Annotated in this window: 11 protein-coding genes, 1 tRNA gene and 1 pseudogene; 4 read left to right on the forward strand and 9 right to left on the reverse strand. The window is 73.4% G+C overall.

Annotated elements, in window-relative coordinates:
• Positions 1-3: 3 nt before the first annotated feature.
• The 6 genes and pseudogenes from O7542_RS05840 to O7542_RS30520 all read right to left on the reverse strand — a co-directional run.
• On the reverse strand, positions 4-2,292 hold the full coding sequence (locus tag O7542_RS05840; RefSeq protein WP_281605800.1) for a transglutaminase domain-containing protein: 2,289 nt from the start codon (positions 2,290-2,292) through the stop codon (positions 4-6).
• Complete coding sequence (locus O7542_RS05845; protein ID WP_281605801.1) at positions 2,286-3,440, reverse strand: DUF58 domain-containing protein; 1,155 nt, start codon at positions 3,438-3,440, stop codon at positions 2,286-2,288. The genes O7542_RS05840 and O7542_RS05845 overlap by 7 nt, the downstream gene beginning before the upstream one ends.
• Before the next feature lie 2 nt (positions 3,441-3,442).
• Positions 3,443-4,438, reverse strand: a complete 996-nt coding sequence (locus tag O7542_RS05850; RefSeq protein ID WP_064445403.1) for a MoxR family ATPase — start codon at positions 4,436-4,438, stop codon at positions 3,443-3,445.
• A 25-nt stretch (positions 4,439-4,463) separates the two neighbouring features.
• Positions 4,464-7,028, reverse strand: coding sequence for a fibronectin type III domain-containing protein (locus O7542_RS05855; RefSeq protein WP_187694526.1), 2,565 nt, complete (start codon positions 7,026-7,028; stop codon positions 4,464-4,466).
• Positions 7,029-7,235: 207 nt separating this feature from the next.
• Positions 7,236-8,288, reverse strand: coding sequence for a fibronectin type III domain-containing protein (locus O7542_RS05860; RefSeq protein ID WP_281605802.1), 1,053 nt, complete (start codon positions 8,286-8,288; stop codon positions 7,236-7,238).
• 2,169 nt (positions 8,289-10,457) lie between these two features.
• Positions 10,458-10,583, reverse strand: a pseudogene (locus O7542_RS30520) (hypothetical protein); the annotation flags it as partial.
• A gap of 248 nt (positions 10,584-10,831) precedes the next feature.
• Between O7542_RS30520 and O7542_RS05870 the strand changes: the two are divergent.
• The 4 genes from O7542_RS05870 (at position 10,832) to O7542_RS05885 (ending at position 15,928) form a co-directional block, all read left to right on the forward strand.
• Positions 10,832-10,918: transfer RNA gene (locus O7542_RS05870), tRNA-Leu, on the forward strand.
• A gap of 413 nt (positions 10,919-11,331) precedes the next feature.
• Entirely contained in the window at positions 11,332-11,610 is a 279-nt protein-coding gene (locus tag O7542_RS05875) for a discoidin domain-containing protein (protein ID WP_281605804.1), read from the forward strand.
• Positions 11,611-11,906: 296 nt separating this feature from the next.
• Complete coding sequence (locus O7542_RS05880; RefSeq protein WP_124778837.1) at positions 11,907-13,100, forward strand: hypothetical protein; 1,194 nt, start codon at positions 11,907-11,909, stop codon at positions 13,098-13,100.
• Positions 13,097-15,928 (forward strand): right-handed parallel beta-helix repeat-containing protein, encoded by a 2,832-nt coding sequence (locus tag O7542_RS05885; protein ID WP_281605805.1) that lies wholly within the window; start codon positions 13,097-13,099, stop codon positions 15,926-15,928. Before O7542_RS05880 ends, O7542_RS05885 begins: the two co-directional genes overlap by 4 nt.
• 87 nt (positions 15,929-16,015) lie before the next feature.
• Here the strand turns inward: O7542_RS05885 and O7542_RS05890 are convergent, their stop codons facing one another.
• The 3 genes from O7542_RS05890 to O7542_RS05900 form a co-directional block, all read right to left on the reverse strand.
• Positions 16,016-17,449 carry a GH1 family beta-glucosidase gene (locus O7542_RS05890; protein WP_281605806.1) on the reverse strand — a complete coding sequence of 478 codons (1,434 nt, stop codon included), beginning with the start codon at positions 17,447-17,449 and terminating at the stop codon, positions 16,016-16,018.
• The gene (locus O7542_RS05895) at positions 17,446-18,225 is read right to left on the reverse strand and encodes a carbohydrate ABC transporter permease (protein WP_197494872.1); all 780 of its coding nucleotides are present in this window, start codon (positions 18,223-18,225) and stop codon (positions 17,446-17,448) included. Before O7542_RS05895 ends, O7542_RS05890 begins: the two co-directional genes overlap by 4 nt.
• Positions 18,226-18,355: 130 nt before the next feature.
• On the reverse strand, positions 18,356-19,288 hold the full coding sequence (locus O7542_RS05900; protein WP_281605807.1) for a sugar ABC transporter permease: 933 nt from the start codon (positions 19,286-19,288) through the stop codon (positions 18,356-18,358).

Consider the following 19,288-nt stretch of genomic DNA (forward strand, 5'->3'; position numbering starts at 1 on the left):
CGGTCAGCGTCGCCACCGTAGCGGCCCCGGATGGATCGTCCACAGCACCTGTCGCCACCGCGACCGGGCCGCGCGCAGCGCCTCGGCGAAGCCGGCGCTCAGCCGTGCGGCCCGGTCCGCCTGTTCCGGCGTGACGCTGCCCGGCGCGAAACCCGCCTGGTTGAGCAGAGCGGCCAACTCGTCCACCGCTGCGCCGTCCGGGCCGTCGATCGCCGCGCCCTCTCCGGGCCGCGCCGCGCGGGCCTCGGCGAGCGTCCGGCGGGCCCGCTCGGCGACCTCCGCCGCCGCCAGGTCCGGCCCGACCGGATGCCCGGCCAGACGCAGCGCGTCGGTCAGCTCCCGCCACGCTCCCGCGACCCGTTCGCCCGGATCGCCCACCGCCAGACGGGAGCGGGTCAGCCGCCGGCGCATCGCGACCAGCGCCGCCAGCACCGCGCCGACCAGCAACACCAGTCCGCCGACACCGCCGCCGACCAGCGCCGGTGTGCCGAGCCCGCCCTCGTTCCGGCCGGGTGCGGGCGCGGCGGCCGGAGGCGTGGCGCTCGGCTCCTCGGTGGGCGCGGGCACCTCCGACGGCGGCGGGTCCTCCGGCTGCGGCCGGAAGTCCTCCTCCACCGGACGGGGCTCCTCGTCCGGGCGCGGCATCGGATCGAACGGCACCCAGCCGACGCCGTCGAACAGCACCTCCGGCCAGGCGTACGCGTCGGCCGCCCGCACCGGCCCGTCGCCGTCGGGCCCGAACCCGACCACCACCCGGGTCGGCAGGCCGGCGAGGCGACCGAGCACCGCGAACGCGGCGGCGAACTGCTCCGACGTGCCCCGCTGCCCGCCGCCGTTGCGCGGCCCGAACAGGAAGAACGCCAGATTCGGGTACGCGTGCCCGCTCGGCGCGTCGGCTGTCACCCGGTAGTGCTCGGCGAGGAACGTGGCGATCGCGTCGGCGCGCGCGTACGGAGCACCGTTCGACTCGGCGAGCTGGGTGGCCAGCCGGCGCAGTGGTTCCGGGGCGCCGTCGGGCACCCGCAGCACCCGGGCCACCTCGTCACCGGCGGGCACGTTCGCCGTGGGCAGCAGGTTCACGTCCGGGCGCTCCCGCACCGAGGACACCTCGTACCGCAGCCCCGGCGCGAGCCCTTCCGGGCGGATCAGCGTCCCGGTCGCCGGGTCGTACGCCACCCGCGCGCCGGTCACCTCGCGTGGCGTGGGCACCGCGGGCAGCAGCCGTCCGGTCAGGTCGCCGACGGTGATCTCCTGGCGCACCTCGTCGGTGGCCGCGTTCGGGGCCGGCTCGGTGGCGGGCAGGATCCGCCCCGCGTTGCGGTACGTGGCGCCGACCCGCCAGGTCACCCCGTCGTAGTCGCTGAGCACCGCCAGCCGGATCCGCGGCGCCCCGCCGTCGCCCGCGCCCGCGACGGTGCGCACGTCCAGCAGCCGCTGGTCCGGGTTCAACGCCCACCCGGAGATCCGGATCAGCGGGTTCTCGTCCAGCGACTCCACCCGGGGCGGCTCCACGTAGCGGCGCGGGTCGACCGGCCGCTCGTCCACCTGGGCGGCCACCACCGGGGCGAGCAGCGCCGCCAACGCCACCACCACCGCCAGCCCGGCCGCGCTCGCCGCCACCAGCCGCAGCCGCACCGCCGCGCGTACCGCCGGGGTCAGACCGGCGACCGGATCGGGCGCCGGGCCGTCGCGACGCCCGGGCGTCGCCAGGCCGGCCGCCGCGACCGCGGCGAACAGCACCGTCGGGCCAATCGCCGGATCCGCGTTCGGCCCGACCACGTAGAGCGCACCGGCGTAGAGCAGCGCCGGCGGCAGGTAGCCCAGCAGCACCCGCCCGGCGCGCAGCGCCACCTCGGCGGCGGTCAGCCCGGTCAGCCACGCGGCCACCACCGGAACCAGCACCGTGTCCGGGGCCGGCTCGACCGGAATCATCGCGGTGAGCAGGCGGGGAATAGCGTTACGGGCGGCGTCGGCGGTCACCTCGCCGAGCCCGCCCGGCAGCGCCGCGTGCGCGGCGGCCAGCCGCAGCGACAGCAGCGTCCACCCGGCCATCGCGGCCACCGACAGCGGCGCCACCAGCCAGGACGGCAGCCGCCGCGCGGCCACGCCGACCAGCACCGATCCGACGGCCGCGCCGGCCATGAGCCGGGTCAGCAGCGGATCCGCGTACACCCGGCCAAGCACCACGCCGGAGAGCGCGACCAGCACGATCAGCGCGGCCGGTACCGGCACGGCCCGCAGCACCCGGACCGCGCGTTCCGCCGCCGGTTGGGTCCGTGGCAGCGTCACCACCGGCGGATCCCGTCCCACTCGGCGGCGAACGCCGCGCCGTCCGCCGCGTCCAGCACCGTGAGGCCCGTCGCGCCGGCCGCCGTCGGCCCGTCCGCGCCGAACATCCCGACCACCACCGACGGGTACGCGCCGCGCAGCGCGCCGACGTGCCCCAGCTCGTCGCGGCCACCCGGCCCGGTCAGGAAGACCAGCGTGTCACCGAGCCGGTCCCGGCGCAGCCGCCCGGTCGCGGCCGGCAGCACGTCCGGCCCGGCGTCCGCCAGCTCCACGGCGGCCAGCCGGTCCAGCGGCCCGGCCGCGCCCTCCGGCTCCACCTCTCCCGGTACGACGAGCAGCAGCTGCACCGGCAGGTCCTCCCGCACCGAGGCGGCCACCACCGACGCGGCCGCCTCGCACGCCGACTCGAACGACTCCGCGACCCCGCCCACCCGGCCCGGATGCGCCGACGCGCGGTTGTCCAGCACCACCACCAGGCGCGGCAGGCTGGTGTCCACGTTCTCCCGCACCATCAGCTCACCCACCCGGGCGCTGGTGCGCCAGTGCACGCGGCGCAACTCGTCGCCCACCACGTACTCCCGCAGCGAGTCGAACGTGATCGACCCGTGCGGCACGCTGTCGGTACGCCCGTCCAGGCTGCGCCCGGCACCGGTGGGCACCGCGGACAGCGGATGGATGCGCGGGTGCACCCACACCGGCACCGTGCCGCCGTAGCCGCGCGCCAGCGCCACCAGGCCCAGCGGATCCCGGCGCACCACCCGCAGCGGCCCCACCGGCACCACACCACGCCGGTGCGTCGGCACGTCGTAGCGCACCACCGTGTCGCGGCCCGGGCGCAACCGCAGCAGCGGCACCGGCACCAGCGCCCCGGCGCAGCGGTCCTCGGCCACCAGGTTCGCCGCCCGCAGCCGACCGGTGTTGCGCACCGTCAGCTCCATCGCCGCCGGCTCACCCCGGGCCACCCGGTCCGGGTCGGCCCGCCGCGCCACGCTCAGCCGGGGCCGCCAGGCCGCGTTCACCACGCCGTAGCCGACCGCCACCCCGGCCGCCGCGCCCAGCACCGTCAATTCGGGGTACGCATAGCGGAACCCCACGCCGAGCAGCACCAGGGCGGCGACGAGCAGCCCGATGCCACGGGCGGTGATCCCCACGCTCAGCCGTGCACCGGCGTGGCCTGGCCCGACGGCAACGGCACCGGCACCGACGCGACCGCCTGACGCAGCACCTCGGCGGACGTCACACCACGCACCTGCGCGTCGGGGGTGAGCAGCAGCCGGTGCGCGAACACCGGCTCGACGAGCGCCTTCAGGTCCTCCGGCATGATCCAGCCCCGGCCGTCGATGAGCGCGTACGCGCACGCCGCCCGGGTCAGCGCGATCACGCCGCGCGGACTCACCCCGACCCGCACCTGCGGATGGGTACGCGTGGCAGCGGCCAGCCGCACCGCGTACGCGTACAATGGCTCGGCGATGTGCACCCGCCGGGCCATCTTCACCATCTCGCCCACGGTGGCGGTGTCGGTCACGGCGGTCAGCGAGTCGGGGGAGCGGACCGTGGCGCCGCGCAGCACCTCCACCTCGACCGCCTCGTCCGGGTAGCCGACCGACAGCTTCACCAGGAACCGGTCGAGCTGCGCCTCGGGCAGCCGGTACGTGCCGTCCATCTCCACCGGGTTCTGCGTGGCCACCACCAGGAACGGCTGCGGCACCGGATGCCGTACGCCGTCCACCGTGACCGTGCGCTCCTCCATCACCTCCAGCAGCGCCGACTGCGTCTTCGGCGACGCCCGGTTGATCTCGTCGGCGATCACGATGTTGGCGAACACCGGCCCCGGGTGGAACTCGAAACCCCGGCTGGCCTGGTTGAAGATCGTCACCCCTGATACGTCGGAAGGGAGCAGGTCCGGCGTGAACTGGATCCGCCGCCACTGCCCCTTCACGGTGGCCGCGATCGCCCGCGCCAGCGTGGTCTTGCCGACGCCCGGCACGTCCTCCAGCAGCACGTGCCCCTGCGCGAACAGCGCGGTCAGCGCCAGCCGCACCACCTGCGGCTTGCCCAGCACGACCGCGTTGACGTTGTCGGCCAGCCGGGCGGCCAGGGCGGCGAAGCCCTGCACCTCCGGCTGGCTGAGCGGTTCGTGCGTGTTCACGGATGCGCCTCTCGGGGTGGTGCGGTCAGCAGGTGGGCAGCACGTCGAGGTCGTCGCCGCCCTCCAGGTTCAGCCAGGCCCACGGGATGTAGGTCTTGCCCTTGTACTCCACCTGGATCCACCAGGTGCTCTTCTTGTTGTTGTTGTAGATCCAGGCGTCCACTTCCTCGCCCTTGGCCTTGCAGTACGTGCGCAGCCGCCGGCCGTCCGGCACCCAGCCGGCCTGACGGTCGTTGTCCTGCCGGGTGACCTCGAAGATCTCATTGCCGTTGCGGCCCGGCACGTCCTTGTCGCAGTACGTCCGCTGGTCGCCGTCCGGACCGTTCTTGCAGGTGGCGATGCCGTACACCGGGTCGGTGGTCTGAGCGCGGCTGGCCGTGCCCTTACCGGCGGCGTTCGATGCGGTCAGCGTCACCGTGTACGCGGTACCCGGCGTCAGCCCGGTCACCCGCAGGCTGGAACAACTGCCGCTCGCCGTCTTCCCACCGGTCGCCGCCGTGCAGGAGGCCCGCCCACCACCCGCGTCCACGGTGAACGTCACAGTCACCGACGTGGCGTCCGCCGACGAGCCGGTCACCGTGATCCGCGGCTCGGCCACCGTCCGCGCGGTGGTGCTCGCCTCCGGCCCGGCCCCGGCCTCGTTCACGGCCTTGACCTTCACCGTCACGTTCTGGCCGTTGCCCAGCCCGCCCACAGTGGCCCGCACATCGGTCACCTCGACGGACTTCCCGGCCGCCTCCACCACGTACTTCGTCACCGGCCGGCCGTTGTCCACCGCCGGGGACCACTGCACCGCGACCGTGCCCGGCTGGTCGGCGACAGTGGACGCGCGCAGCTCGCCGGGCGCCTTCGGCGCCGTGAACGGCACCACCGTGTTGCTCACCGGCGACGCCTTCGACCCGGCGCCCTTCTCGCTCACCGCCGTCACGGTGAACGCGTACTGGGTGCCGTACTCCAGTTGCCCGGCCGCCACCACCAGCTCCGTCTTCGCCGACTCGCCCGCCGGGGCGCTCGCGCCCGCCGAGGTCGCCGTCACCGCGTACTTCGCGATCTTGTTGCCCTGGCCGTCGGCCTCGGGCCAGCTCACCCGCACCGTGCCGTCCGGCCGCGCCTCGGCGGTCACCGACGCCGGCGGGTCCGGCACCTCAGCCGTCGGCACCACCGGGTTGCTGCGCCGCGCCGGCCCCTCACCCTTGGCGTTCACCGCGTGCACCGAGAACGTGTACGTCTCGCCGTTCGTCAGGCCGGTCACCTCCAGCGACCGCTGGTTCGCGCCGACCTGGCGGGTCTGACCGGCGCCCTCCACCACGTACCTGGTGATCTCGGCGCCGTTCGACGCCGCGGCCTGCCAGCTCACCCGCGCCGAGGCGTCACCGGCGGCGGCGGTGACCGACTTCGGCGCGCCCGGCTTGGACACCTTCGGCTTCTTCGGCGGGGGCGGCGGCGGAGCCACCGGCGGCGGATCCCCGCCGAGCACGTCGTTCGCGTACTTGTCGACCTCACGCACCTGGTTGCGGTCGTCGACCACCTGCGCGGTGGACGAGTCCGGCGGGTTGATGAACAGGTGGTTCTCGCGCACCTCCAGCTCGACCGGACCGGGGCGGCCGGCGCCCTTCACGGTCTGCACGAGCTGCCCCTCGGCGTCGAACGCGTAGACCGTGCCGGTCGTCTCGTCGGCGCAGTAGAACCGGCCCGCCCACGCCACCGCCGGGCTGAGCCGCACACCGTCGCCCGGCACCGTGAACCGCTTCACCTCGCGGCTGTCCCGCACCACGTGCACCGACCGCTCACCGGGAACCGTCACCGGCACCTGCTGCCCGCTGGTACGGGTCGGCAGGTAGCCCGGCGCGGTCATGGTCAGCTCGGCCCGCGTGGTCCGGCCGCCCACCACCGTCACCAGCGACGCCGAGGTGCGGTCCAGCACCGCCACGCCCTCGTCCAGCGTGGACACCACAAGCTCGTGCGCCGGCTCGGCCACGTCGTACGTCTCGACGCGCTTCGGGCTGAGCCCGGCGGGCGGCGCGTCACCGGGCGTCTCCGGCAGCTCGGCGGCGGTGACCGCCGAGACGGTGCCCTCGCTCGGCACCGCGATCCACAGCTTGCCGGCGCCGTCGAACGTGCCGCCGGCGATGCCCGGCGGGTAGCGGACCGGCTCGCCCACCGGCGTCAGCGCCCGCGGGTCGAGCTGCCGGACGATGCCCTGCACCGCGTCCACCACGAACGCCGCGTCCTCGTGCAGCGCCACGCTCACCCCGAGCCCCGGCGCGGTAGGCGTGGTCGCGGTGATCTGCAACGTCGCCAGGTCCAGCGAGCTGACCTGGCCGGTCTTGAGGTCGCGCAGGATCAGCAGCCGGTCGGTCTGGGCCACCTGCATCTGGTGCCGCCGCCCACCCGGCACCTCCATCCGGGTGTCCACCCGCGCGGTGACGCCGTTGACCCGGGCCAGCTCGCCGCGGGTGGTGCTCCACAACCAGGAGGAGGCGTCGTAGCTCGCCACCGCGTTGTCCGCGGCGCCCAGCCCGAGCACCGTCAGGCCCATCGCGGCCAGCAGCGCGGCCACCGTGCCGATGGTCACCAGCCCGCCCCGCATACGCGATCGTGGACGAGCCTGCTCCGGCCCGGTGCCCGTGACGTCCTCGATGGTGGTCACTGCCGGCTGCCTCCCCGTGTCGGTGGGGGAGGCGCACCCGCGCGAGGTCGACCCTCCCCAGAGCCGGGAGCCATCATAGGTGCCGCCCGGTGCCGGTGAAACCCGCACCGTCCCCCTGTGGACACCGAGCGTGGCGTCCCCGGACCGTCAGTTCGGCGTCGCGCCGCCCTCCCGGTCCGTGCAGACCTGACCCGAGGTCGAGTACGAATCGGTCGCGTAGACAGCCAGCACGGTGAAGCAGTAGTCCAGCTTCGCGCTCAGCCCGTTCACCGTGTAGCGGGTCTGCCCCGCGTCCACTGTGGCCATCACGCCGAGCTTCTGCCCGGCCCGGCCACCCGCCACCACGAACGGCACCCCGCCGTTCGTCGGGTCGGTCCAGGTCACCGTGACAGTGGTGGTGTCGTCCCGTAGCTGCAAGTCGCCCGGCGGCGGACCGGCCACCTTCGGCGACGCGGCGCCGGACGCGGGCACCGGAGCCGGCGGCGCCGCCTCCCGGTTCAGCAACACCACGCCGACACCGACCGCCGCCACCACCGCGAGCACCGCGCCCCCGGCCACCAGGGCCAGCACCGTGCGGTTGCGGCCCGGCCGCTCCGGCTCCATCGGGTACGCGCCCGGCGGCTCGACCGGCGCCGGCTGGTGGAACACCGGCGGGTTCACCGGCCAGGCACCCGGCTCCGGCTGCGCCGGCGGCTCCGGTCGCGTGGACTCGGGAAAGTCCAGCAGATCCTCGTAGATCGGCATCGGCCGGTTCCGTTCCGGCGCGTCCCCTTCCGCCTGTCCGGCCGCGTCGCCGGCCGTCGGCTCGTCCGGGTCAGGCTCGTCCGTGTCCTGCTCGGGGTCGGCGGGCCGGTCGACCGGCTGGGACGGGGCGACACTGCTCCACGGCGGCGCGACCATGCCCCACGGCGGCACGGAGCCGCCGCTGACCGGCGCGGCACTGACGGGCGCCGCATGTGGCTGGCCGGCCAGTGACGGGTAGTCGCCGTGACCGGGTGGTCCGCTGACCGGAGGGTAGCCGGTATGGCCAGGTGGTGCGCTGATCGGCGGGGAGGCGCTGTGGCCGGGCGGGGCGTAGGTGCCCTCGCCGGGCGGGGCGCTCACCGGCGTGTAGCCGCCCTGGCCGGGTGGTCCGCTGACCGGTGGTGGGTAGCCGCTGACCGGAATTCCGCTGATCGGGTACGCGGCCGCACCGCTCACCGGTTGCCCCAGTGGGCCGCTGACCGGGTGCGTGGGCGGCGCGCTGACGGGAGGCGGCGTGGGCGTGCCGAGGGCTGGCCCGTTCACCGGTGGCGTGGACGGTGAACCAATCGGTGGTGGGCCGGCTTGCGGTCGTGCTTCACCCGGGGGCGTGCTGGCAGCGGGTGTGCCTGCGCTCACCGGCGGCGCGCTCACCGGCGGCGCGATGGCTGGCGGTCCGCTCACCGGGGGTGTGCTGGCCGGGAGTCCGCTGACCACGGGTGTGTCGGCCGGAGGTCCGCTGCTATGGGTGCCGTCCACCGGCGGTGCGCTGACGGGACCGGATACCGAGGGCTTGGACGCGGTGCCGGCGGCCGCTGTCGCGGCTTGGCGCTCCGACTCCTCCTCCAGCAGCGGGCCGATCTGCTGTACCTGGATCGTCGGCTTGTCCCAGCCCGGTCCACCGGGGACGGTCGGCGGCGTACCCGCGCCAGGGCCGCTCGCGCTCGCCTCGGTCGCTGCGGGGTGGACTTCCGAGGTTGCTGCCGTTCCGGTCCCGGCCGTGCGGTCCGTGGCGGTGTACGGAGGAGCGGCTGCGGCCCCGGCCACCGGTTGGACGGCTGCTGGCCGTGGCGGCACGGGGGTCGACGTCGGCGCCGGAGTGGGAGCAGAGGGCGGCGTGGAATCCGCTTCGGGCCGAGAGGCACCGGCCGGGGACGCCGTCGAGCCGGGCGTGCTGACCGAAGGCGGAGCCGGCGGGGCCGAGGTGGGGGTCGGCGGGGCGACCGTCACTACCGGCGGTGGTGGTAGGACACCGCTCGCCGGTGCGGGGATGCGCGGTGCCGGCGGCAGCACGGTCGGCGGAGGCGGCGGTGGCACGACTCCAGCCGACGGCATCCGCGACGGAGGTGGGGTAACGGAGGCTGGAGGCACCTCGGCGCTCGGCCTCGCTGATGGCGGCGGGATGACCGGTGGGGGCGGTAGCGGGGACGCCGGGCCGGGTACGGGCGGCGCCACCGGCCGCCCGTACACCGGCGTCCCGGCGGCCGGCGCGGCCGTCGGCGTTCCAGCTGTTGCCGTCGGCGTTCCGGGTGCCGCTGGGGGCACCACGGCACCGGGGACCGCCGGCGGCGGTGGTGGGGCGACCGGAGGACGGGGCGGGACCGGCGTCACTCCGGGGGCGGCGGGCTGCCGACCGTACGTTCCGGGTGCGACGGGGGTGACACCCTGGGCCGGGGGGACCGGCCGGACACCGGGAATCTGCGGGGCCGCTCCGGCGGCCGACTGCGGAGTCAGCGGGGCGGTGGGTTCGGCAGGCACTACCGGGAACCGGGAGGTCGCTTCCTCGGAGATCGGCGCGAAGCGGGTGGTCGCCTCCTCGGACGGCGCAGAGGGCGGCGAGGGCGGCGCCCACGGGCTCGTCGAGCCGTCCGGCCGCACGGCGGGATGCTGGCGCGGCGGGACCGGAGGGGCGGGCTGCGGGGGAGTGCCCTGCGGGTTCGGCACGGGATACGGCGACTGCACGGCGCCGGGCGCCGGGGACGCCGGGCCGGGGCGGGGCGCCCACTGTGCGCCGGATACCGGCGCAGCCGCGGCAGGCGTTCCCTGGGCAGCGGGTCGGGTCGGCGCGGGCGGGTACGGCGGCGGGATCGCCGGCAGCGACACGGTGGGCTCGGACAGAGCGGGACCGGAGTGCCCGGGGGAAGCGGGACCGGGCAGGACCTGTCCAGGCTGTGCGGGCACGACCGGACCGGAGTGCCCCGGCAGAGCGGGGTTGGGAGGTCCTGGCAGGGGCGGACCGGAGTGTGCCGGCGGGGCCGGGCTGGGGTGTCCTGGCAGGGTCGGACCGGGGTGCCCGGGCAGGGACGGACCGGGGTGCGTGCCGGCAGCGGCGGCGAAGCCGCCGTGAGGTGGGCCGTAGCCGGCGGGAGCGGCGGCGGAGCCGCCGAGGTACTGGCGGGCTGCGCGTACCGCGGGGTGGTCCGGACCGAGCACGGCGGACCCGGCGGTGGCCACGCGGCTGTAGTTGCGGCGGGCCTCGTGCCGGTTGCCCAGCTCCTCGGCCACCCCCGCGAGGTCGAAGCTGAGCGCGAGCATCAGCGGGTCGCCGTCGCCCCGGCGGCGCTCGCCGGCGGCGTAGGCCTCTTCGAGTACGCGCCGGGCGGCGGCCGGGTCGTCGGCCTCGCGGTGCAGCCGGGCCAGCAGGTGACCGGTGGCCAGGACGTCCTGGTGGTCCTCGCCGTACGCCGGGCGGGCCGCGACGATCGCGTCGGCGAGCAGGCGGCGGGCGCTGGTCAGGTCGCCGGCGGCCCGCATCGCGAGGGCCTGGTGCTGGGTGGCGATCAACGGGGAGGGGTGGGACACGTGAGCAATGCTGCCCGGAATCGTCAGTTGCGCGCTACCCACCCGATTGTTGTGGCCTCTGACCTGCGCAAACGTGGGGCGTTGGTGCTGATGTGCATGATCGTTCCGGGCCGTGTACAGTAATGCCCCGTGCGGCCCGCCAGGCCGGCCGATGCGGTGAGATGATCACCTTGGCCGACCGGGTAGGCTGGTACGTGCAGGTCCGGGTGGCGGAATGGCAGACGCGCTAGCTTGAGGTGCTAGTGCCCGTATAGGGCGTGGGGGTTCAAGTCCCCCCTCGGACACCAAATTGCAGCATCCATGCTGTGTTTCGCGTACTGGTGGTCAAGCGCACTTGACCACGCAACTCTCAGCGCAGCGGCTCCCTCGATCGACCATGTCTCGATCGGGGGCGATTGTCGTGGCTGATCGTGCTGTGGCTCCCGTCATCCCGCCGGTGATGCTGGCCGACCGGGGGCAGGAGTCCCGTCGCCCCCGTGGCGGAGCGCTTCGCCGTTCGCTGTTTCCCCTGCCGGTGCTACCGACGTCACGCGCCGGCACGATGGTGTACGGCCTGGCTGCCCTCGACAGCAGTGGCCGGATCGCCGACCGCACGGGTCGTCCGTGCCCTCGGATGGGGGCCGGGCACGCGGCTGCACATCCGCGAGGGCTCCGGAGTGATCGTCGTCCGGTTGGACCGGCAGGGCGCTTTTTCCTCAACATGGGCGCGAGCTACTCCGTTTCGGGCCTGCGTTACCTGCCCCGGCAGGATGGCGGCTCCGGCGCGGTCAACGGACGCATTGGCCAGTACGAGGTGTACGTCAGCACCGACGGCACCAACTGGGGAACGGCCGTGGCCACTGGCGCGTTCGCCAACGACGCGAGCCAGGAAGGACGTCCGGTACGCCGCGAAGACCGGCAGCACTTGCGACTGCGTGCCGTGAGTGAGGTCGCCGGCAACCCGTGGACGTCGGCCGCGGAGATCTACGCCCTCAACTGAGGCCCGTCCGTGCGTTCCCGGGGGAGTGACCGCACGGGACGGTAAGGCATGGGGTGGCCGCCACGGAGCGGGCACCCCATGCCGTTATAAGCCGGCTGCCTCCCGGTGCCAGACGAAAGACGCATACGAACACCAAGTATCGGTCCGCTGAACAGGGATGACATGGTGCACTCCCGAAGAGTCGACGACTTCCGGAGTCAGTCTTCACCGAGCGGCGGCATAGGTCGGATCCTTGATCTGGCAGGGATCGGGTTCACGACTGCCTCGGGTGACCGAGGGCTCCTACGCTGAAATTTGTGGAAGATGTCGATGACGCCCGCGAGCTCGTTGAGCAGCGGATGCGCGCCACGGGGTTCGAGGAGGACATCCTCGACAAGGTCTTGGATCTGCTGGAACGCTTCGACACCGATCGGGAGAAGCTGTTCGAGGAGATGCTCTCCAAGCTGGAGCAACCGGGCTATGACGGCCTGACCGACCGGTGGGAGACCAACTGCGAGCAGGCCGAGGCGCTGATGGAGCGCCTCGAATCGGACATCCGGTCGGTGCTGGAGGACAGCCAGGCCAACGCGATGTCCGTCGACGAACGGTGGACCGCGGTCGGCCCGCGTGACTTCCTCGCCGGGGAGCGCAAGATCTGGGCGCAGGTCGCCCGGCTCGACGTGCCCGAGGTCGCCACGCTGATGAGCAAGGTCCTGGAGGCCGACCTCGCGCTCATCAAGAAGTGCGAGGAGGACCTCAAGAACGCGCGCAGCAACGACGCGATCGTCGAGCAGCTGCTCCTCAAGAACTTCGGCTCCATCCAGGACACGGTCAAGAGCCTGCTCGTCAAGTACCTCCCGACCTCGGGCGCCCGCCTGATCGTCCTCTTCATGAAGGACCCGTCGTCCAAGGAAGCCGCCAACGAGGCGATCAAGAACTTCGAGAAGCTCACCGCGGAGAACCTCATGGCGGCCAAGCAGAAGCGTGCCGCGAAGCAGACGGTGGTCGACAACATCAAGCTGCTGACCGCGGCCCGCGAACAGCTCGACGAGGACTGGATCGACAAGCTCTTCGCCCGCGGCGCCGAGGCGGCGGGGAACTGGCGCGGCATCGGCGCGTCCGGCGACTACCGGGCCACCGACTGGGACTGGATGAAGGAGAACGTCCTCGACCGAGGGCTCGACACGCGGGCCGAGGCGGCCAAGGAGCAGTCCAGCAAGCTCTACGACGAGCTCTTCCCCACGCTCGTGGAGGAGAGCACCAACGCCTTCGCCCAGCTGACCGATGATCCGGGCACGCTGGCGAAGTTCAACGAGGAGCTGGAGAAGGCCTCGGAATCCCTGGAGTCGCTGCTGGCGACCGAGGAGGAATACGTCAAGGACCTGGCCGAGGGACCCTACAAGCAGACGGGCCTCGCCGCGTTCGCACAGGTCAGAGACGCGGTCAAGGTGGGCTTCAAGCTGCTCGCGGACAAGACGGAGGAAGCCGACGACGAGGTGAAGAAGTCATGACCGACCTCTTCGTCGCGGCGGGCGGCCCGGCCGGCGACGGCACCCGGGCCCGGCCGTTCCACGACCCGTGGCTCGCGCTGCGGCAGGCTGCGCCCGGCGACCGCATCCACATCGCGGCGGGCACCTATACCGGGCGCGGCGAGCGCTCCTCGTGGGTCGTCGACACCCCCGAGCTGACCCTGCTCGGCGGATACAGCCCCGACTTCTCCCGCCGTACCCCCTGGCAGACACCGACGGTCTTCGCGGCAAAGACCGGCCTGCGCGTCCCGAACGAGCCGAACATGCTCCAGGGCATCGGCGGCCACGACGGCCTCGTCCTGGACGGGCTGTTCTTCGACGGGGCCGGGCGCGACGACTACGACGAGCAGGGCGGCCTGCAGCGCGCCTCCTACGGGGACGGCCCGCTGGTGAGCCTGCGCGGCGAGCGCATCACCGTCCGCGACTGCTGCTTCGCCAACGGCAGCTCCGGCGCCGTCGAGCTCGGCGGCGACTCCGTGGTCTTCGAGAACAACATCGTCGTCAACTGCGTCGGCCTCAGCCTGCTCACCGTCCGCGACGGCGCCCCCGAGACCCCGGCCGCGGTCAGCCGCAACACCTTCGCCTTCGCCCACGACGACTCCGACCCACCGCGCGGCTCCGGCGCCGACCGGGCCGTGGGCGTACGGGTCAACGGCGCTGCCGCGATCGCCGACAACGTCTTCGTCGGCTGCGGCAACGCGGCCGTCGCCTGCCTGCGCGACGTCGGGCAGATCGCCATCGACCGCAACCTGTTCTTCGCCACACCGCGCGACATCGTGCGCAGCCGGGTGCCGGGCGCGGAGGCCGAGCTCACCGAGGAGTACGCCGCGGAGCTCGAAGACGTCGGCCTGCGCTCGGCGGCCGGCAACACCGTCGGCGACCCACAGCTGACCGGGCTCCCGGCGGCGTGGCTCGACACGTACACGGTGGACGTCGCCGTCACGTACGAGCGCCCGCCGATCGCCGCCCTCAACGCGCTGCGGAAATCGGCCGGCCTCGGCGAGCTGCCGTCCACACCAGACCACGATGTTCAGCGGCCCGTCATGCGCCGGCTCGCCCCGGCCGAGGTGCTCGCCCTCGCGGTCGGCGCGGCGCCGGGCGCGCACCCCGCCGACCTGGCGGCGCCGGAGCCGTTCACCGAGCCCCCGGCCGGTCCGGTGTACCAGGCCGTCGACTGGGCGCGGCTCTACGAGGCCGACCCGGCGCTCGCCGGAGCCCCGGTGCAGGTGCGGGCCGGGGTCGGCTTCGACCAGAACACGCAGATCCTCCCCGAGCTCGCGGAGACGCACATCGGCGTCGCCGTCTACGAGCCCGGCACCGACAACAGCCCGTGGTGGGCGCTCGCCCCGCGCTACGGCCTCGTCCATCACCAGACCGAGGAGGCCGTACGGTATTCGCGCGGCCTCGACGTCGAGTCCACGTACCTGCTCCGCGGCACGTACCGCCTCACGCCGCCCGGCGGGCGTCAGCGCGCCACCATCGTCCTCGACTCCCTCGCGCCCGTGCTCGACGTCACGGCCCCCGAGCCGCCCCGGCCGGCCGGCCGCGACTGGTTCGTGCGGGCCGGATCCTCCGGCGGGGACGGCAGCCGCGAGGCGCCGTTCCGCGACCCGTTCCAGGCCCTCGAAAAGGCCGCCGAGGGCGACCGCATCCTCGTCGCCGCAGGTGAGTACACGGGCCGCCTGCGGTCGGGCACATGGCGCATCCCCGTACGCAACCTGACGCTGCTGGGCGGGTGGGACGCCGAGTTCGCCGCGCGCGACCCCTGGCGGCACCCCGTGCGCTTCGTGCTCACCCCGGAGACCAAGGCGAAGGGCATCTTCGGCGATCCGGTGCTCACCGGCGAGGACTCGGGGGAGGGCCTCATCCTTGACGGGTTCATGTTCGACGGGGCGACCTACAACGCGTACGCCGACAGCGGCGCCCTCGACGCGGGCCATTCCCAGTCGGCGGCGCTGCTCGACCTGCGCGGCGGCAGCGGCGGCATCACCGTGCGCAACTGCGTCTTCGCCAACGCGGCGTACTGCGCCGTGCAGCTCAGTGCGGCGTACGGGACGTTCGAGAACAACGTGGTCGTCAACACGAGCGGCACCGCCGTCCGTGTCCAGGCACCCGGCGCGGGCCCCTGGACCATCCGCGGCAACACGGTCCTGTTCGCCGCCGACCCCACCGGCCGGGCCTCGACCGGGCAGTCCACGACCGGCTGCCTGCTGGACCTCTCCGGCCGGGGTGTCATGCGGGTCGAGGCCAACGTGCTCGCCTTCGCCGACAGCATCGCCGTCCGCGCGACCGTGCCCGACCAGAACCTGCTGCTCGACGGGAACGTGCTCGCCGCCAACCTGTACGCCGACCTCCACGACGGCCGCCACGTGCTCGTCGACGCCGAGAACCGCGACCGGGTGTTCCGCGACGCCCCGTTCGGCGCGCAGACCGGAACCCGGTTCGAGCTGCCGGCGGTGCCGGTCGACGCCGCGTACGCCGACCAGGCCGTCGGCCGCCTCTCGGCGCTGGCCGCCGCGATGCCGAAGGACGGGCTCAACGCCGCCGCGGCGGCGCTCGGCGTCTCGATCACGGCGCCGAAGACGGAGGCACCCGTCGAGGCGGCGCCCCCGGAGCCGAAGAAGGAACCGTCAGTGGCCGACCTGCTCGCGGACCTCGGCCGGGCCCGAAAGGCGTTCGAGGCGAAGGACGCGGCCCCGCCGGCCACAGACACTCCGCTGTACTGCCCGGTCTATCCGGTCGAGGCGGCGCTGAGGCTGGCCCTCGACGCCCCGCCAGGCGAGCCCGGCGCCCACGCCCCGCCTTCATGATCGAAGAGCCCGACTCCACCGAAACCGGGGCGGTTCGGTGCCGGGTGACCGCGCATACCGTTGCCGCCACGAGCCGCGGGCGGCGCTTCAGGCGGAGGTGCGTTCCCGCCACGCCCGCAAGCGGTCACGCAGCCAGTGGTAGCTGGCCTTGGGCGTACGGGATCCGGTGCCGTAGTCGACGTGGGCCAGACCGAAGCGGGGCCCGTACCCGCGGGCCCACTCGAAGTTGTCGATGAGCGACCAGTAGAAGTACCCCCGCAGATCGAGCCGGTCGTCGACGGCGGCCGCACGGGCCGCCGCCGCCAGGTGCCCGGCCACGAACGAGATCCGTTCCGGGTCCGGCTCGGGTCCGTCCCGCAGGTCGGCGCAGCCGTTCTCCGTCACGTACACGGCAGGCAGGCCCGGGTAACGGTCCGCGAGCCCGGTCAGGGTGTCGAACAGCCCTTGCGGCTCCACCGGCCAGCCCAGGTCGGTGGTGGGCAACCCGTCCGGCCGTAGCTGCCGGACCCCGATGTCGAACGCGCTGCGCAGCGCCGGGTCGGGCTGCTCGTACGGGGCGTCGGCGACGTGCACCCGGTAGTAGTAGTTGACACCGAGGAAGTCCAGCGGCGTGGAGATCACCGCCAGGTCACCGTCCCGGCGGAACGACAGATCGCTCACCCCGGCGTAGAGCCGCTCGAACCCGGGCGGGTACGCGCCGCCCAGCACCGGATCCGTGAACTGCCGGTTGAGCATGAGGTCCTGCCGATCCGCCGCCGCCCGGTCGGCCTCGGTATCGCTGGCCGGCACGGCGGGGGAGAGGTTGAGCGTGATGCCGACGCGCGACCGCGGGCCGGCGGCGGACCGGACTGCGGCGACCGCCCTGCCGTGCCCGAGCAGCAGGTGGTGGGCGGCGGCCAGGGCACCATGTCCTTCGGCGGTGCCGGGAGCGTGCCGGCCCTCCGCGTAGCCGACCATCGACGAGCAGTACGGCTCGTTCAGCGTGATCCAGTCCTGGACCCGGTCGCCGAGGACGCCCGCCACCGCGGCGGCGTACTCGGCGAACCACTCGGCGGTGTCCCGTACCCGCCAGCCACCCTCGTCCTCGAGCGCCTGGGGCAGATCCCAGTGGTACAGCGTGACGAACGGCCGGATGCCGTGCCCGCACAGGGCGTCGACGAGCCGGTCGTAGTAGTCGAGGCCCCGCCGGTTCACCGCGCCCCGCCCGGCCGGCATGACCCGTGGCCAGGCGACCGAGAAACGGTAGGCGTCCACGCCGAGGCCGGCCAGCAGGTCCACGTCCTCCCGCCAGCGGTGGTAGCTGTCACAGGCGACCGAGCCGGAGGTGCCGTCGTCGACGGCCCCGGGGCGGCGGCAGAAGGTGTCCCAGATCGACGGCCCGCGGCCGTCCTCGTCGACCGCCCCCTCGATCTGGTACGCCGCGGTGGCCGCGCCCCAGATGAAGCCGGCCGGCAGGTCCGGCAGCTCGGGCAGGTCCGGCCGGGTTGCGGCCGCGGCGGCGCCTTGGGATGTGGTGGTCATCCCTTCACCGCCCCCTGCATGATGCCGTCGACGAGATGCCGGCCGAGGAGCATGAAGACGACGAGGATCGGCAGCGTGGCGAGCAACGTGCCGGTCAGCGTCAGGGTGTAGTCGGTGGTGTAGCCGCTGGCCAGTGCGGAGAGCGCCACCTGCACGGTCGCGTTGTCCTGCAGCACGACCAGCGGCCAGAAGAAGTCGTTCCACGCCTGCATGAAGGTGAACAGCCCGAGCACCGCCGCGGCGGGGCGGGCCGCCGGCAGGACGATGTGCCAGTACAGGCCGAACGTGCTGGACCCGTCGACGCGGCCGGCCTCCAGCAGTTCGTCGGGCACGGCGCGGCCGAGGTACTGGGTCATGAAGAAGACGCCGAACGCGGTTACCAGCCCGGGCACGATCACGGCGGTGAGGCGCCCGGTCCAGCCGAGGTCGGCCATCAGGATGTACAGCGGGATGATGCCGAGCTGGTGCGGCACCATCGAGGTGGCGATGGCCACGACGAGAAGCGCCTTTCGGCCTCGGAACCGCAGTTTGGCGAAGGCGAACCCGGCCAGGGTCGAGAAGAACACCACGGAGACGGTGATCGAGCCGCTGACGATGAAGGAGTTCACCAGGGCTCGGCCGAAGTCGGTCGTGTCGAACACGCGCGCGATGTTGTCGAAGAGGTGCCCGCCGGGCACCAGGGCCGGCGGCACCTTCGTGACGGCGTCGCTGGTCTGCGAGGACACGACGATGGACCAGTAGAGCGGGAAGACCGACCCGGCCACGACCGCCAGCAGGGCGCCGTAGCTCCAGACCGAGCCCTTGCGTGGGTACCCGAAGCTCCGGCGCCGGTGGGACCGGCGTGGCGGCGGCGAGGGTGTGGTGCCGGTCTGAATGGGGTCCGCGAGGGTGGTCACGGCGTTCTCCTCAGTCCTCGTCCTTGGCGATGCGCCGGGTGAGCAGGAAGTTGATGATCGCGAAGATGGCGATGACCAGACAGAGCGTCCAGGCGACCGCCGAGGCGTAGCCGAAGCGGAACTCCCGGAACCCCTGCTCGTACATGAACAGGGCGACGGTCTGGAACTGCCGGTCGGAGCCGCCGGTGGGCGTCTGGGAGCTGGCGAACAGCAGGGGTTCGGCCATGATCTGCAGGCCGCCGATCGTCGAGATCACCGTGGTGAAGATGATCGTCGGCCGCAGCATCGGGACGGTGATCCGCCTGAACTGCTGAGCCTGCGACGCGCCGTCGAGGTCGGCGGCCTCGTACAGGTGGTGCGGAATCGCCTGCATCGAGGCGAGGTAGATGAGGGCGTTGTAGCCGGTCCACCGCCAGGCGACGATGAACGAGATGGCCAGGTGGGAGCTCCAGGTGTTGGCCTGCCAGTCGATCGGGCCGATGCCGACGGCGCCGAGCGCCCAGTTGACCATGCCGAAGTCGCGGCCGAAAAGCTGGGTGAAGACGATCGTCACCGCCACGATCGAGGTGACGTTGGGCAGCAGCACGCCCATCCGTAGCGCGGTGCGGGCACGCAGCCGGTGGTTGAGCAGGTGGGCGATCCAGAGCGCGGCGAGCAGTTGCGGCACGGTGGACAGCACCCAGATGCTGAGTGTGTTGCCCAGGGCGTTCCAGAAGTACGCGTCCTGCAGCATCTCGCGGTAGTTCGCGAGGCCGACCCAGCGGTGCGACCCGGAGTCGAGCAGGTCCCAGTCATTGAACGAGACGTACGCCGTGTACAGCAGCGGGAACAGCCCGAACGCGCCGAACAGCAGGAAGAACGGCAGGATGTAGAGGTAGGGCGAGCCCTTGGTGTCGAGCCGGCTCAGGCCGGCCCGCCGGGCCTGGTGGAGGTAGGTGGCCAT

Origin of the sequence: Micromonospora sp. WMMC264 (assembly GCF_027497275.1) — a bacterium.
Classification (GTDB): domain Bacteria; phylum Actinomycetota; class Actinomycetes; order Mycobacteriales; family Micromonosporaceae; genus Micromonospora; species Micromonospora chalcea.